This window comes from Sphingorhabdus sp. YGSMI21 (genome assembly GCF_002776575.1).
Taxonomy (GTDB): domain Bacteria; phylum Pseudomonadota; class Alphaproteobacteria; order Sphingomonadales; family Sphingomonadaceae; genus Parasphingorhabdus.
This window is the reverse complement of sequence record NZ_CP022548.1, coordinates 1,484,505-1,499,532: the sequence shown is the minus strand read 5'-3', so window position 1 is coordinate 1,499,532 and position 15,028 is coordinate 1,484,505. Positions and strand designations below refer to the sequence as shown.

The following is a 15,028-nucleotide window of genomic DNA, read 5'->3' as shown; positions in this document are numbered from 1 at the left end:
AAATTACTGACAGTCCCAGCCAACATAAGCCCAGTCACGATCATCGCCTAAGCCATCCTTGGCCCCCACAGGATCACCGATGCGCCGGCTAAGCATAGGATATTCCGCGCGAACGCGAAGGACGCTTTGATGCGAAACTGATCGCCAAATATCAGCGCCGTTTTCCCGACTTTGATACCAAGATAATCTCGATGTATGCGCGCGGCATGAAGGGTTGAAACAGACTCGATCGTTGCGAAAGCGCAGGTATCTCAATCGCAATCGGTTCTGGCCACTGCCAAACAAGCGCTGCGCGACGCGATTGCCCGCGCGCCATATAACGGCGTCGTCACTGCCAGATTGGTCGACGAAGGGTCCTATCTCCACAATCGCTTTCGATGGGTGAACTGTCACGACGGTGCCCTCGATATCCATCATCGCCAGTAATCTGGGGATGGTGGTAATCTCGTTCGACTTTCCGTCGACCTTGATCTGGCCCAGCACCAGCCGCTCGCGTGCAGCAAAGGCCGAGACCATGTGGATTGCGGCTTTGCCGCCTGCCTTCTGGTGCGAACGGCGATGTCTTTGCGTCGACCGCGATCACCTCGGCAGAGGTCCCGGTGAGCGAGGCAACCCAGCCCATAAAACAGCGCGGGAACTTCCCGGCATCGAGTGTTGCGAAGATGTCGCCCAAATGATCGTGCGAGGGCGTGCCTGCCTCGAACGGCCGGAACCGGCGCAGAAATTCCCGCTTCTTGTTGCCGAAGCGGGCAATGTCGACGAATCTCTCGGCACCCGCCAGCACCCCCAGCAAGGCCAAAAGCAATATCTCGTCGAGCGGATACATCACCTTCGCCGACTGGCGTCCATCGGGCAAATCCCCAAAATACTCGAGAACACCACTGCCTCGCCAAGCGCACCACTCGACTGATCGCTACTATCCAACACCAAATCCCCTCTTCCAAATCAGAGGATATGCATAGATTCAACAATTCACGGGTTTGTCACCTAGTTATTCGCCCGATTGCCATGGACTACACTACGCAGCCCCTTGCTTCATACACGCATTTGCGCAACAATATCGTAGGACTCTAATACAAACTGGATGAATGTTGGGGGGCACGTCAAGTTTGACACAATTTCGGTAATCTAAGATCAACAAATTGACGAGCGAGTAACGGATAAAACGTCAACCCATTTCAACTTTTCAGGAAATAACGAGTCATGAAATTTGCAACGATTATTGAAGACGGCGACACAGTTGGTACAGTGGGAATTCAGCAAAATCAGCTGGTCCGTCTGTCAGATTTAGGACCGTGGGCCTCAATTCGCGAGTTAATTGAAGGAGGTGACGCCGCGATTGAGAACGTTAAAAAAGCGTTGTCGAAAAAAAAATTGCGTACAATTTCTGCTGCGCAAGCAAAATGGGCACCTCCGATACCAGATCCATCGAAAATGCTATTCATTGCCCTCAACAACGTCGTACTAGATGAAATACTAGTTCATCGACCGGATTTCCCGGTTTACTTTCCGAAAATCAATTCGGCGCTCGCCGGTAGCGGCGCGATTTTGGAATTGCACACACAATACGGACTCACGCATGCCGAACCTGAACTCGGTGTAATAATCGGTAAGCGCGGTCGATATATTGCCATTGAGAACGCCATGAACCATGTCTTTGGCTACACTGTAATAAATGATGTGACTTCGGCTACCATGCGAATGGAGGACGTATATCTCGTTCGTTATCCAATGCCGAAAGCCGACTTAGCATATGCGCCAGTTGAAGAACATCTCCTTTATCCGGGTCGCTATAAAAATGGAGATGGATTTGCACCGATGGGACCGTACATCGTCAGCAAAGATGAAATTGACGATCCTCACAATCTTTACGTAAAGGCCTGGATCGACGAAGATCTTATTGCCGATGATAATACTAAAAATCTGCACTATTCCGTATCAGAAGTAATCCATTGGATAAGTATGCATTCAACTCTCGAAGCAGGGGACATAATTTCGATGGGTACCGCTCTGCATCCTGATGCTCAATGCGACCCGCTTTCTAGAGGTGACCTAAACAGTAGAGGGGAGGTCGTTCGGGTTGAAATCGAAAGTATTGGAACAGTCGAAACACCAATCAAACGGATCCGCAATGCTGACCCAAAGGAATATTTCGCCGCGAACAAGCGTTTTGTTAAAACATTGAAAACATATTGATGCAGCTGTGTTAATTACATAAAAGTAACATTCTTAAAGAAATTCACTGCTGAAAATTTCAGCCGTAGGACAGTCGCAACCGAAGCCGCTGATCACCAGGCAGACAGTGAATGTCCAGCCAGTCGCGAGACACATCTATACCAATGATCCTGTTATGAGATAGCTTGTTCATGCTCTAACCTTCTGATCCGTGGTCCTATGTGTATAGCGCGACAATCTGGGTGAAACGCTGGCGACAATCAGGATAGGATACTATGTCGCGGCATCAGTGACGTTAGCATTGTTTTTGTCGCGGGCAAGAATTTCTTCGTCTGCTGATTGTCGCGTAGGTGGCAGGCCTCCCTCGCTTGCGTTTGGCCTCGAGTGCGGATCGGCGCCTGTAGCTCTCAACATTCATCTCGAAGATGGTCGCATGATGAACAAGCCTGTCGACTGCCGCGAGGGTTATGACCGGGTCTGGAAAGACCCTATTCCATTCGCCGATCGGCTGATTGGCGGTGATGAGGATGGAGCGCCTTTCGTATCGCGCCGAGATGAGTTCGAATAGAACACTGGTCTCGGCCTGATCCTTGGTGACATAGGCAAGGTCATCGAGGATCAGCAGATCGAATTTGTCGAGCTTGGCGATGGCGGCCTCGAGTTGCAATTCGCGACGGGCAACCTGCAGTTTTTGGACCAGATCTGTGGTTCTGGTGAACATGACCCGCGAGCCGTTCTCGATCAGCGCCAAGCCAATGGCGGCGGCAAGGTGGCTCTTTCCGCCGCCGGGTGGGCCAAACATGAGGACATTTGCGCCCTGGGCCAGCCAGCTATCGCCTGCGGCCATAGCCATTACCTGCGCCTTCGAGATCATCGGAACAGCGTTGAAGTCGAAGCTGTCCATGGTCTTGGCGGAGGGCAAGTGCGCTTCTGCGAGATTACGGGCGACCCTGCGGTGAGCGCGTTCAGCAAGTTCTTGCTCTGCGATGGCGGCCAGGAAACGCGCGGCCGGCCAGCCTTCCTTGTCGGCTTGCTCGGCGAACTGTGGCCAGAGGGTCTTGATGGTGGGCAGCCGCAGGTCGTTCAGCATGATGCCGAGGCGGGCCGCGTCAACGGTGTGGGAGGTCTTCATGCACGTTCTCCCGCTTTTTCTGCCGATCCGACGAGGGCTTCATAGCTGTCCAAGGAGACGGACCGCACCGTGACAGTCGGCAAGCTGGTCGGGTCCGGCGCGAACCTGCTGCGTAGGATAGCGAGATCAGGCAGATCACCGGCCTCGAGGATCCTGGCCAGTTCCAGTGCCAGCGCAGCCTCGCAATTGCGGTCATGGGCAAGGCTGAGCAGCTCGACCGTGGCCTTGCATGCCTGCAGTTCAGGCAATCGGGCGGCAAGCGCTTCAAATGCCCGCCGATACTCTGCCCGCGGGAAGAGCTTGTCGCGATAGACGAGATGCAAAAGGGCCATGGGCTTTTTACGGAGCGAATGGATGACATGGTGATAGTTCACCACCTGGTCGTGTTTGCCATTCGCCTTCGCCCGCCCCCTGGGCAGCGTCATCAGGTGAGTGCCGCCAATAAACATATCCAGCCGGTCGTCGAATAGGCGCACGCGCAGCCGATGACCGAGCAGGCGCGAGGGCACGGTGTAGAAGACCTTGCCCAGGATGAAGCCGCCGGTGCTCGTGACGGTGACAATCACCTCCTCGAAGTCCGTGCTGCGGCGTTCGGGTAGATCCTGAAGATGTGGACGCTCGACATCGATCCCCTTGCCATGAGTTGCGTTCCGTCGGCTGACGATCTCGTCGACAAACGCGCGGTAGGCTCCGAGGTCTTCCAAGTCCGAACTGCCGCGCATCAGCAGTGCATCGTGGATCGCACCCTTGAGATGTCCGTGCGCGCTTTCGATCGAGCCGTTCTCATGCGCCACCCCTTGTCGTTCCGCGTTGGCGTCATCTTGTAATGGGCACACAGAGCCTCGTAGCGCGCGGCGAGATCGGTCATGTCCTGTCCTCTCTGAACGCTGCCCGGGCACCGTTCAGAGAGGACAGGACTGTGAAGGGGCAAACCCTCAGGCTCCTATAAAGTCACATCTCGCCCGTTGCCAGGGCGACTTGATGGCCGACACGTCAACGCAATGACACGTGGTCAATCGTAGCATGGGTCAGACCATCAAGCCGCAATAACATAATCACAGTCGTAGCAGTTGCCTTTGCTGCTCATCGATGGTCGCAGGCCATAAGCCTGCAACCTCTTCTAATAATCATAAGCGCAGTACGGGCTGCCACGATCTGAGTGGAAGATATAGTCTTCAGCGGGTTGGAGCAGGTTTACCGCCATATCTAATGCCCGGATCGCCAAGTCTTTCTTCATCCTGTCGCTAACCGCCCAACCGACAACGCGGCATGAGTGCAGGTCGAGAATCACGGCAAGATAGAGCCATCCCTCTGCGGTCCAGACGTAGCTGATATCACGCGCCCATTTGCGGTTAGGCGCGTCAGCTGCAAAGTTGCCATCCAGCAGGTTCGGCGCAATGCCAAGCCGGTGATTACTATTGGTGGTGACCTTGTGCTTGCGGGTGCGAATTGGCTTGATCCCGTTTATCCGCATCAGCCGACCTACGCGCCGCTCGCCAACATTGAGCCCCGCTTCCTTAGGCTGCATCGTCATGCGAGGACGTCCATAGCTGCCAAGGCTGAGGCCATATTGTTCGCGGATGTGTGCTAGCACTTTCATATCACCGCGGGCCCGACGGCTCATCGGTCGCGATCGCCAGGACCGGTAACCGCGCGTCGATAGCTGCATCACCCGGCACAGCGTCTCCACAGGGCATATATGACGCCAGCTGTGCACAAACGCGAACCTCACGGGCGCTGGCTCGCGAAGAACTGGGTAGCCTTTTTTAGAATCTCCCTCTCCTCCTTGAGAACGCGGTTTTCCAAGCGAAGCCGTTCATTCTCGCGGGCCAAATCTGCTTGCGTGGCTGACTCCATATCCGTCGGGCGATGTTGAGAAACCCACTTGCCCAGCGTCGATAATCCACCACCTAAATCAGCAGCAACACGCCGCCGTGATAGCCCACTGGTCAGGGCAATGCGAACCGCCTCTTGCTTGAAATCTTCTGTATGCTTCTTCATCTCGTCGGTCTCCTTGTATGAGTGTTATACTCTCAAGTGACCGGCACGAAACCGGTACAAGTCCAGATTGACGCTGAGTCTCATCCAGTTTGTCGCGCCGCACTCTTGGCGATGCTTGGACATATCTATGGCTACCAGTGTCCCCCGTCAGCATTCAATAGACAGACTGGCTGCATAAAATAAGTGAGTGTTTTGGTTTCATTGCGGTGACTGTAAGGAACGGAAATGAAAACAAAACACTCAAAAGCCCCCGCGGAGCGGGTGGTGAAAGATATCCGCAGAGCAACGCGCAAATAGTATAGCGCGGAAAAGAAAATCCGGATCGTGCTGGAGGGCCTGCGCGGTGAAGATAGCATTGCCGAGCTATGCCGCCGTGAGGGTATCGCGCAGGGCGTATACTACAAATGGTCGAAGGACTTCATGGACTGAGGCAGCGCAGCCATGCCGGGGGCATGGCGAGAACCGAAGGGCAAGCGCAGGCTCGCTGGCGATACGGCGCGAGCTGCCAATAGCGATGAGGTCCGTGATCTTCGTAAGGAAGCCCGTGATCTGAAAGAAGTGGTTGCCGAACAGATGCTCGAAATGCGCCTACTCAAAAAACGTATGGCCCGCCTCTTTGCAAGAGTAGATTTTTTGATAGCAATCGCACGGTCTGCGTAAACGTATGCGGCATATCGATCATCTGATCGTCGCCAAGATGGATATTCGCGCGGCCCGGTCCTCATAAGCTTGTCGGCTTCGAGAAGCCATTTTTTTGACCAGGTGTCCGGTCCGCCGATCAACCGTTCGGCCATCTCACTTTCCACTCGCAAAAGCGTATCTCTCGATAGATTGTAACTCCTTTTTATTTTTGCCGCAGATTTGGCGGGCACATTCCGATATGTTTCTTGGTGACGCAAGGTTGCCTACGCGTTGTTGGCTAGCGCTACAACTACAGTGTTGCGGTGAGACCGGGCAAGCAGCCCGGGCAACCAAAAGCCCAATTGGGTCTCGCTCTTCGCCAGCCACGGTAAAGCAGCTCGCGCACCGTGGATAAACAGTGTTCGCAAATAGATGTTACCCCGCCTGCTTATGCCCAGAAGCTTAGGCTTGCCGCCGGGTGGTTCGTTGTTTTGGAACGAGGCTTGCTGTTCAACGCGGGCGTGTGACACTTGCCGATATCAAGCTGGGCATCTGCGGAGAGCACGGCGGTGATCCGGCTTCGATCGCGTTCTGTGAGTAGGTTGGGCTCGACTATGTCAGTGCTTCGCCATTCCGCGTGCCGATTGCCCGTCTGGCGGCGCAGGCAATTTTGGAGAAATGAAGGGCAGGCTTTTTGACGGCGAAGAATTTTCTTCCCGTCGGTCAAAAGCTCGGCGTACGCAAGATCACCATCCGGCCGTTTGCTTAGTGGGGAGTGATCCACCGCTCGCAGACTGCTCAGAAATGTTTAATTATATATCGCCCGTAACGGATCGATTCCGACCTCTTTGCAACAGGGTTGCGCTTGCCACCATCATCGCAATCATGGCCGCTGCCATGATTGGCGCATCACTCTGCGCGCCGAACTTGCGGAATAATAGTGCGGCCACCAAGGCACCGAGCGTCTGACCGATCAACCGTGACAACGATAGCATTGCCGATCCAGCTCCCGAACGCGAGTGGGGCGCGGTTGCCAGCATGCTATAGTTGTTGGGAACCTGGAAAATTCCAAAACCGATACCGCAAATTGCCGCAGCCAAAGCTATCAGGAAAGTTGAGACGCCCGGCTGCATTAACGAAAGCAAGATTGCTCCGCCTGCGAGTAGAATTAGCCCCGCACCGCACAGCCAGACTGATGGATAGCGATTAACCAGTCGGCCGGAGACGAAGGCGGCGATCATGATACCAAGCGGCAAGGGGACCATCAGCAGGCCGATCGCGTCTGGCTCGAATTGAAACCGCTGCTGGAGAATAAAGGGAAATGACAATGTGATCAGTATCATCGCGGCGTAGGCTGCTGCCGACATTGCATAGGCTTTACGCAACGAACGGAGCTTCAGCAAATCTAGAGGCACCATCGAATCTTGGCTGGTGGAGGTGCGTTTTCCGAGGAGAAAAATGGCTGGAACCGCGACACAGACTTCAAACAACGTCCAGCCTGAGATGGTATTCTGGGCAAAGTCGTTAAGAGCCAGGAAGATCGCGGCAAAACCCACGGCGGACAGTAGCGCCGAAGAGTGTTCGAAAGGTTGTCTAGCCGACGCCGTCGAGGGAATTGCCCAAATCCCGAGCGCAAGTGAAAGCAGCCCGAACGGAAGGCCCACGGCAAAAACAGCATGCCAACTTGCCATTGACAAAACAAGTGCGCCAACTGCCGGTCCTGCGGCCGAGGCAATCGAAACGGCTATGGTATTGTAGCCAATTCCACGCGGGATGAATTCGGGGGGATAGATTGTCCGAACCAATGCCCCGCTGACCACCATTACCGCAGCCGCGCCAATTCCCTGGACGAAGCGCGATATTGCGAGAACTGGAAGGTTGGTGGCTAAGATACTTCCAGAGGCTGCAAGCATGAAAAGTACGATTCCTGCCAGATAGACCTTTTTGTAGCCGAGGATTTCACTGGCCTTGGCCATCGGCAAAAGTGCCATCACTATGGCAATCTGAAAGGCATTTATGGCCCACACCGATTTTGCCGCAGTTACTTCCAGGCCCTTGGAGATAAATGGGAGCGCAACGCTCGCGATCGATACGTCCATTATGGTTAGAAATATAGCGCACCAAATCGAAAGTGCTGCCCAGAGACGACGAGGTGCCGGAAGTCCAGTTATGGCCTGGGCTCCGTCCGGTCTACTTGGCGGCCGCCCTTGGGGCGTCCCATCTTTCGCAATCATGTCTTTGTTGCTTTGGGTTTTTCGCCCATCCTGTTGCGCTTCCTACTCAATATGGCGGTCTCCGTCGCGTCAGCCGTGAAATAGGAAGCAAACGGGACGATCTGCTCCGTTTGCCTTCAGAATATCTAGCACACCTGCGGGTTTCAGCAGAAGGCACTCAGGGCGAACGACAGGTGTATTTCCTGCCCTTCGCCCTTTCTAGTGCCTGCCTAATGATCGGCTTTTCTCTCGGGTCGCCTGGCGTAACGTTCTAACTGGGGATAAGCCGATCAGGGAGTACCCTTTTCGGCATTACATCTTGAGAATGGCCTTGATTGCGTTACCGGAAACTTCCGTATCCTCGACGGCCTGATTGATCTGGTCGAAATCGTAGTACGTGCAGAGCCGTTCGAACGGAAACAGGCCGGCCTCGCGCATCGCAATCAGTTGCGGGATGAAGACTTGCGGCGTGCTCGAACCTTCGACAACTCCGCGTAATTTGCGGCCGAAAAGCATATTGTTCATGTCAAGCGAGAATTCGGTACCTAACGAAGCCCCGCCGACTACAGCTGTTTCGCCCATGGTATGTGTACTGTCTACCGCGCTGCGCAGAACTTGAGGAATGGCGGTGGTATCTATAGCATAGTCCGCGCCGCCGCCCGTTAAGGCAATAATCGTTTCCTGGGCATTTGTGTTTGTGGCATCGATAATATCGGTTGCACCAAGCTCACGGGCCAGTTGTAAACGCGTGGGATTGCGATCGACTGCGATAATCTTGAGGCAACCGGAAACCTTTGCAGCCATCACCGCGCTGAGACCAACCGAGCCGACGCCGAAGATCGCGATCGACGAGCCCGGGGCAGGCTGCAATGCATTGAGGACGGTGCCCGCGCCGGTTTGAATTCCACAGCCCAGCGGACCGAGAAGTTCTATCGGCGCGTCGTCGGCGACCTTGACGCAGTTGTTTTCGGTTGCGATCGAGTAGGTCGCGAATGAGGACTGTCCGAAGAAGCATGCATTCATCTCTTCTCCGTTGCGCCTAATTGGAGTCGATCCGTCGAGTCTGCGACCCATAAAATTGAGTGGGAAGAGGCTTGGGCAATAGGCTTGGTGGCCCTTCCGGCACGATGGGCAGGTTCCGCAATAGCTGAATGACAACACCACCTTGTCGCCAGGCTTGACTGTGGTGACGCCGCGCCCGACCTTTTCGATAACGCCCGAACCTTCATGGCCTAGCACGACGGGAAGTGGCGTCGGATAATATTGGTCGCGGACGGTAAGATCGGTGTGGCACATCCCGGCCGCAGCTATCTTTACGAGTACTTCATTGTCACGGGGCTCTTCGATATCTACGTTATCAAGGACAAATTTCCCGCCCTGGCTTTCAATGATCGCGGCATAGGCTTGCATATTGAATCTCCCTTTATTGCGCTCTCGGGCGCTCGCTTAACAGAAAAAATACAGGTTCTTATCTTGCGTTACCCTGGCATCGAGCAGGAGCTTGCGCCGGAACACCTTGAAACCATCGCCAACCCGGCGCAAACTGTCCTCGCGACCCAGCGTGTGCACGGTCGTCTCAAGCTGGCGGCGGTTCCGATAAACGAGCAGGTTTGAATAAACGTCGAATTCGTCCTTGCCCGCATCGAAAGCTTCAACGTTGCCGATAAAATACCTTATTTTGGAGGGAGGATCCTCCATCCACACGGTACCAGTATAGAGCCGCTCGACCCGCTGATCGAGTTCGCCGTAATCGTCATTATAGATAGCGGCGTCGTCAGGAGTGGGGTCGGAGCGGCGGTCCCGGAGAAAGCGCTGTTCGTAGATTGGCATCCAGTAATGGATGTCCTCCGCGACCATATCCTTGAGCCACTCGCGGTATTGTCCTGTTTGCCACAATCGGACTTCGGCGCGGTAATGCGTCTCGATAGCGAACTGCACATCCGGTCCTACTGAAATCTGCTTAACTGACATAAATTCTCCGGTTTTCGGTACGTTTCGTGTAGAAGTGTCTCTACTACTCGACCGCGTCGAGCTTATCGGTCCAATATTCGCGATTGGTGAAAACCGAATCCCAGGTGTTGTCGTTTGCCTTCACCGCCGTCCAATCGGGTGCATCCAGCATTTCCTTCCAGAAACGATAGAAACCGCGATGGGATGTTTCTCCGATGAAACTGGATCCAACGATCCCCGGATAAACCGGATGCGGCCCTTCGAAGCCAGCACCCATGCTGGAGTCCATTCGACCGTCGCGGGTTATGTTTCCGCGGTTGACATGGGTAGCCGACGACATGTTCTCGCCATCATCACTTTCCAGCGTCCCGGCCGTCCCGAAACTTCGAGTGGCTTCACGCTGGATAGTGCTCTTGGTTTCTGGGTCAGCGTCGCGTGGCACCATCGTGTAGGTCCATACCTCAATCTCGTGCGGGCCGCGTGGATGCCAGACCTTGAACGTATTGGTACCGTAAAGGAAGGAGCAGCTCGGGAAGATCGAGCAGTTCCAGTGGCCGACATAAAGTCGCTCACGTTCAGGCCCAAACTTCCGGCCCACTTCAGCTCGCGTTTCGGCAAGGTACTTTGCCCAACCCTCTCGCTTGACGTGGATCGCAGGGGCGGCATTATCAATCACTCCGAAACCGTGCCCGTGGCGGGTCGTGAACTGGAGGCCGAGATCTTCGAACGGGATGTCCGCGCGATTGCCCGCCAGACCGGCCAGTTCGCCGCCGATCCCGGCCAATGCGCCGGCATGGGTCCAGCCAACATGGTAGCCATCGCCGACGAAGTTCTCAGTCGGCACTTTCCAATTGCAAGCCAAAATGCTTTTCATTGGAGGTCCCAGCAATTCCAGCCCGCCTCCGGCACCCTCCCAAATCGTGTCAAGGTACCAGCGGAATTCGCCCAGATATTCCTCCAAGCTTGGCGCGTCCGCATCACCGCAGCCGAAAATGAAACCCTTGTAGGTCTCCACCCGGACGGGTTTAGCGGCTAGCCGCGATTTGTCGAGCTGGTCGTGGTAGCACCGCGATTCGAGTGGGACATCGACGAGACTACCGTCCTGCCCGTATACCCAGCCGTGGTAGTTGCAGACGAACGCCTTGGCATTGCCGCTGTCGGCATGGCAAATCTGGTTGCCGCGGTGGGTGCACGAATTGATGAACGCCCGGAATGATCCATCGGGCTGATGCGACAGGATGACCTTGTCTTCGGCCATATAGGTGGTGATAAAATCGCCGGGCTTGGGGAGGAGCGACTCGTGGCCCAGAAATAGCCACGCGCGCCCAAAAATCCGCTCCAGCTCAAGATCGTACACGTCCTTATCCCAGAAAATCTCGCGCGACTGACTCGATTCGATTGTGTCGACAAGGCGGGGGTCTCCGGTCATAATTCTCTCCGTAAAGCTCATTTGGCTTGCACCAATTAGGCCCAGTCATTATAGGCAACGTGATGCACCATATGCAAAAAAGAACTGTTCTGCAAGCAGCTTTTGTCCAACAAGGCGCAGGATTTTGAACGCGTTTGTTAGGCATCTCGCCGGCTGGCGCGGTGCGGGGCCAGCGATCTGGAACTCGCCCACCTTGCTGCTCTGCCTGGCGTCCTTCTTCTGGGCGTTGAACCCGATTGTCGGCCGGGCAGCGCGCGACCTGATCTCTCCCCTGTCGCTTGCATTCTGGAGATGGGTGGTTGCTTTCCTGTTCTTGCTGCCTTTCGCCTGGCGATATATCAAGGCCGACAGCCAGGCCCTGCGCGAGTCCTGGCCGGGGCTCGTGCTGCTCGGTCTTTTTGGTGTGGGGCTGTTCAGCTATCTCGTCTATTCGGCGCTTCAGTACACTACTGCAACCAACAGTCTGATGCTGCAAGCCATCATGCCGATAATGACGATGGTGATACCAGCGGTTGTGTTTGGGGAGCGGTTGCGGCCACTTCTTGCGCTCAGCGCTGGATTGTCATTTGTAGGGGTCATATGGATCGTGACTAAAGGGCATCCGTTCGCCCTGCAATGGAGCGCACTCAACCGCGGGGATTTGCTCGCCGTGACAGCTGTATTCCTTTATTCGGCCTACGCCACCTTCCTGCGCAAGGCGCCGACCGTACATCACCTTACCTTGCTCGCCGTCCTTTTCGCGATCGGCGCAGCATCGCTGGCAATACCCTACTTCACCATGCTGGCCAGCAAGGGCCTGTCGTTGCCGCCGGCCGAAGTGGTGGCTGCCGTTCTGTATGTCGGGATATTTCCCTCGCTTGCCGCCTATGGCCTGTTCAACCGTTCGGTAGTGCTGATCGGATCGGTTCGCGCAGGGGTCTATATGAACTTGCCGACGGTGTTCGGGGTCGGACTCGCCATACCGCTCCTTGGTGAATATCTATCTTCATATCATTTTGTGGGCGCGATCATGATCATCGCCGCGATCGCCATTTCACGTCGATAGCCCCGCGACCCTCCGAATCCGCAACCCAGGACGCTTAAAGCCATGACCAAAAAACAACACAATCAGTCCTATGCCGATGCGTTTCGTCACGCTGCCGAAGACCCTGAAGGCTTCTGGGCGAACGCCGCGCAGGCGATCGACTGGTTTTCCGAGCCCCGGCTGGCCTATGACGAAGACAAGGGCTGGTTTTCTGACGGGATTCTCAACACCTGCCACAACTGCGTGGACAGGCATGTCCTGGCCGGCCGCGGCGACGCAGTTGCACTGAACTACGACAGCCCCGCGACAGGCTCTTATCGCAGCTTCACCTATTCACAGCTGCTGGAGGAAACGGGACGGGTGGCGGCGATGCTTGCCAGCCTGGGCGTGTCGAAGGGCGACCGGGTCGTCATCTTCATGCCGATGGTGCCCGAGACGGCCTTCGCCATGCTGGCTTGCGCGCGTCTGGGTGCGATCCATTCGGTGGTTTTCGGCGGATTCGCCGCACCGGAGCTAGCCAAGCGGATTGATGATGCGAAACCCAAAGTTATCCTTACCGCTTCGTGCGGGATCGAGGGGGCGAGGGTCATTGCCTACAAACCATTGGTCGATGAGGCGGTCGAACTTTCGTTGCACGGCGTTGAACATGTCGTCCTTCTGCAGCGCGAGCGCCTGGCGGCGGACCTTGGTCATGAGCGGGATAGTGACTGGCAGGAACTGCGCGACCGCACCACAAGCGACGCAATGCCAGCCTGTGTGCCGCTCGCTTCGTGGGAACCGCTCTATATCCTCTACACCTCGGGAACTACCGGAATTCCCAAGGGCGTCGTGCGCGACAATGGGGGTCATGCTGTCGCGCTTTCGTGGTCCCTGACGAATATCTATGGCATAAGCTCGGGCGACGCCTTCTGGGCTGCATCGGACGTTGGCTGGGTCGTGGGCCACAGTTATATCGTCTATGGGCCCTTGCTGGTCGGCGGAACCTCCGTTCTATTCGAGGGAAAACCGGTTGGCACGCCCGATGCGGGCACCTTCTGGCGGACGATTACACGCAACAAGGTCAAGACCTTTTTCACCGCACCCACTGCGATCCGGGCAATCCGCAAGGAAGATCCCGAAGCAAAGTTCCTGAAGGAGATCGGCACGGGCGATTGCCGCGCTATCTTCCTTGCCGGTGAACGCGCCGATCCTGCAACCATTGACTGGCTTGAACGGGAAAGCGGGCTGCCGGTGATCGATCACTGGTGGCAGACCGAACTGGGCTGGCCTGCCATCGCCTCATGTTTCGCGATGGGCGATTTGCGGCGCAAGCCGGGCAGCGCGGGGCTAGCGGTGCCAGGCTACGAATTTGCTATCCTCGACGACGATGGGCGCGCGGTAGACGAAGGCGAAAGCGGCAACGTCGTTATTCGGACGCCCCTGCCGCCTGGTGCCTTCCGGACGCTGTGGAACAACGAGGCTGCCTATCGGAAAAACTTCGCCAGTTTCCCGGGCTATTACGAAACGGGCGATTCCGGCTATCGCGACAGCGCCGGTTTTCTTCATATCATGGGCCGGACCGATGACATCATCAATGTCGCAGGTCACCGCCTTTCAACCGGACAGATGGAAGAGATTGTGGCACGCCTTGCCGATGTTTCCGAATGCGCGTTGGTCGGTGCGAAGGATTTGGTCAAGGGCATGGTTCCTGTTGCATTCGTAACGGCGCGAGCAGGCACAGCGGATGAACTCGCGATTGCCGAACTTGTCATCAAGGCCGTGCGCGCCGAACTGGGCGCAGTCGCGACATTGAAGACCGTGTATGTGGTCGAGCAGTTACCGAAGACCCGATCTGGAAAGATTCTCCGCAACCTTCTGCGCAAGATCGTCGATCACGAACCTTTTAGTCTGCCGCCAACGATCGATGACGCCACCATCCCCCATGCTATCGCCTTGCGAGTAAACGGCACCTGATCATTGGCGCGGCCGGTCTCGAGCAGTCTCCATCAAACCGGAAGCACTGAAGATCGTAGCGCGGCAAGCCGGGTGCGCGCCGTCAGCGCCTATGGCACAGATTTGAGGTTGTGATTCAAGGAGGATTGACGCGGCTTCAGACACTTTCCGTCGGCCTTGCTGCGCTTGGCGTGGTGGCGCTCGCCTTTGGGAAAGGCGGCAGCAGCTTGTGGATCGGGATGGTTCTGGCAGTATCGTTCAGCACCGCCGACCTGATCCGCAAGAATGCTCCTTTGGACCCGCTCTGCGGCCTTCTTCACTTGTTTGCGTTCGGGTGAATCTGGGTCGGATTGGCCTATTTCACCGTGGCCGCCTTGCGCAAAAAGCGCGTGCCCAGAACCTAAGAAATTGACAGGCCATTAGTTTTCAACTGCGCGTACGACCACGCGCTGGCTGTACCAATGCACCAAAGTCGAAGAGTGGATCGGTTCGGCCCCGCTCACTCTCCCCTCCGATTCCGCCCAGTGTCCAACTTTATCGAGACCTTACCA

General features: G+C 55.9%; 10 protein-coding genes and 6 pseudogenes. 8 read left to right on the top strand and 8 right to left on the bottom strand.

Annotation, left to right across the window (positions count from 1 at the left end; all coding sequences use genetic code 11):
- Positions 1-98: 98 nt before the first annotated feature.
- The 3 genes and pseudogenes from CHN51_RS07350 to CHN51_RS07340 form a co-directional block, all read left to right on the top strand.
- Positions 99-209: pseudogene (locus CHN51_RS07350) on the top strand (transposase); the annotation flags it as partial.
- Between the two features lie 464 nt (positions 210-673).
- Positions 674-910, top strand: coding sequence for a hypothetical protein (locus tag CHN51_RS20165; RefSeq protein WP_240616905.1), 237 nt, complete (start codon positions 674-676; stop codon positions 908-910).
- Positions 911-1,203: 293 nt separating this feature from the next.
- Complete coding sequence (locus CHN51_RS07340) at positions 1,204-2,196, top strand: fumarylacetoacetate hydrolase family protein (protein WP_100093426.1); 993 nt, start codon at positions 1,204-1,206, stop codon at positions 2,194-2,196.
- A 274-nt stretch (positions 2,197-2,470) separates the two neighbouring features.
- Here CHN51_RS07340 and istB read toward each other — a convergent pair whose 3' ends face one another.
- The 3 genes and pseudogenes from istB to CHN51_RS07325 form a co-directional block, all read right to left on the bottom strand.
- Complete coding sequence (istB, locus tag CHN51_RS07335; protein WP_100093425.1) at positions 2,471-3,307, bottom strand: IS21-like element helper ATPase IstB; 837 nt, start codon at positions 3,305-3,307, stop codon at positions 2,471-2,473.
- Positions 3,304-4,157, bottom strand: a pseudogene (locus tag CHN51_RS07330) (IS21 family transposase); the annotation flags it as partial. The pseudogene CHN51_RS07330 and the gene istB, both read right to left, overlap by 4 nt.
- 210 nt (positions 4,158-4,367) lie before the next feature.
- Positions 4,368-5,308: pseudogene (locus CHN51_RS07325) on the bottom strand (IS3 family transposase); the annotation flags it as partial.
- A 225-nt stretch (positions 5,309-5,533) separates the two neighbouring features.
- Between CHN51_RS07325 and CHN51_RS07320 the strand changes: the two are divergent.
- Positions 5,534-5,911: pseudogene (locus CHN51_RS07320) on the top strand (transposase); the annotation flags it as partial.
- A gap of 302 nt (positions 5,912-6,213) precedes the next feature.
- Here the strand turns inward: CHN51_RS07320 and CHN51_RS07315 are convergent.
- A pseudogene (locus tag CHN51_RS07315) lies at positions 6,214-6,430 on the bottom strand (transposase); the annotation flags it as partial.
- A 1-nt stretch (position 6,431) separates the two neighbouring features.
- Between CHN51_RS07315 and CHN51_RS20160 the strand changes: the two are divergent.
- A pseudogene (locus CHN51_RS20160) lies at positions 6,432-6,611 on the top strand (putative PEP-binding protein); the annotation flags it as partial.
- 130 nt (positions 6,612-6,741) lie between these two features.
- On the opposite strand, the gene CHN51_RS07305 reads toward CHN51_RS20160, so the two are convergent.
- The 4 genes from CHN51_RS07305 to CHN51_RS07290 form a co-directional block, all read right to left on the bottom strand.
- The gene (locus CHN51_RS07305; RefSeq protein ID WP_100093424.1) at positions 6,742-8,163 is read right to left on the bottom strand and encodes an MFS transporter; all 1,422 of its coding nucleotides are present in this window, start codon (positions 8,161-8,163) and stop codon (positions 6,742-6,744) included.
- A 291-nt stretch (positions 8,164-8,454) separates the two neighbouring features.
- A complete protein-coding gene (locus CHN51_RS07300; protein ID WP_100093423.1) occupies positions 8,455-9,552 on the bottom strand; it encodes an NAD(P)-dependent alcohol dehydrogenase in 1,098 nt (365 codons plus the stop codon).
- 36 nt (positions 9,553-9,588) lie between these two features.
- Positions 9,589-10,113 (bottom strand): aromatic-ring-hydroxylating dioxygenase subunit beta, encoded by a 525-nt coding sequence (locus CHN51_RS07295; RefSeq protein WP_100093422.1) that lies wholly within the window; start codon positions 10,111-10,113, stop codon positions 9,589-9,591.
- Between the two features lie 43 nt (positions 10,114-10,156).
- Positions 10,157-11,521 (bottom strand): aromatic ring-hydroxylating dioxygenase subunit alpha, encoded by a 1,365-nt coding sequence (locus CHN51_RS07290; RefSeq protein WP_100093421.1) that lies wholly within the window; start codon positions 11,519-11,521, stop codon positions 10,157-10,159.
- Positions 11,522-11,645: 124 nt separating this feature from the next.
- Here CHN51_RS07290 and CHN51_RS07285 point away from each other — a divergent pair, with 124 nt between their 5' ends.
- The 3 genes from CHN51_RS07285 (at position 11,646) to CHN51_RS07275 (ending at position 14,815) form a co-directional block, all read left to right on the top strand.
- Positions 11,646-12,566, top strand: a complete 921-nt coding sequence (locus CHN51_RS07285) for a DMT family transporter (RefSeq protein WP_100093420.1) — start codon at positions 11,646-11,648, stop codon at positions 12,564-12,566.
- 42 nt (positions 12,567-12,608) lie between these two features.
- Positions 12,609-14,498, top strand: coding sequence for an AMP-binding protein (locus tag CHN51_RS07280; protein WP_100093419.1), 1,890 nt, complete (start codon positions 12,609-12,611; stop codon positions 14,496-14,498).
- 125 nt (positions 14,499-14,623) lie between these two features.
- Positions 14,624-14,815, top strand: coding sequence for a hypothetical protein (locus CHN51_RS07275; RefSeq protein ID WP_100093418.1), 192 nt, complete (start codon positions 14,624-14,626; stop codon positions 14,813-14,815).
- Positions 14,816-15,028: the final 213 nt, after the last annotated feature.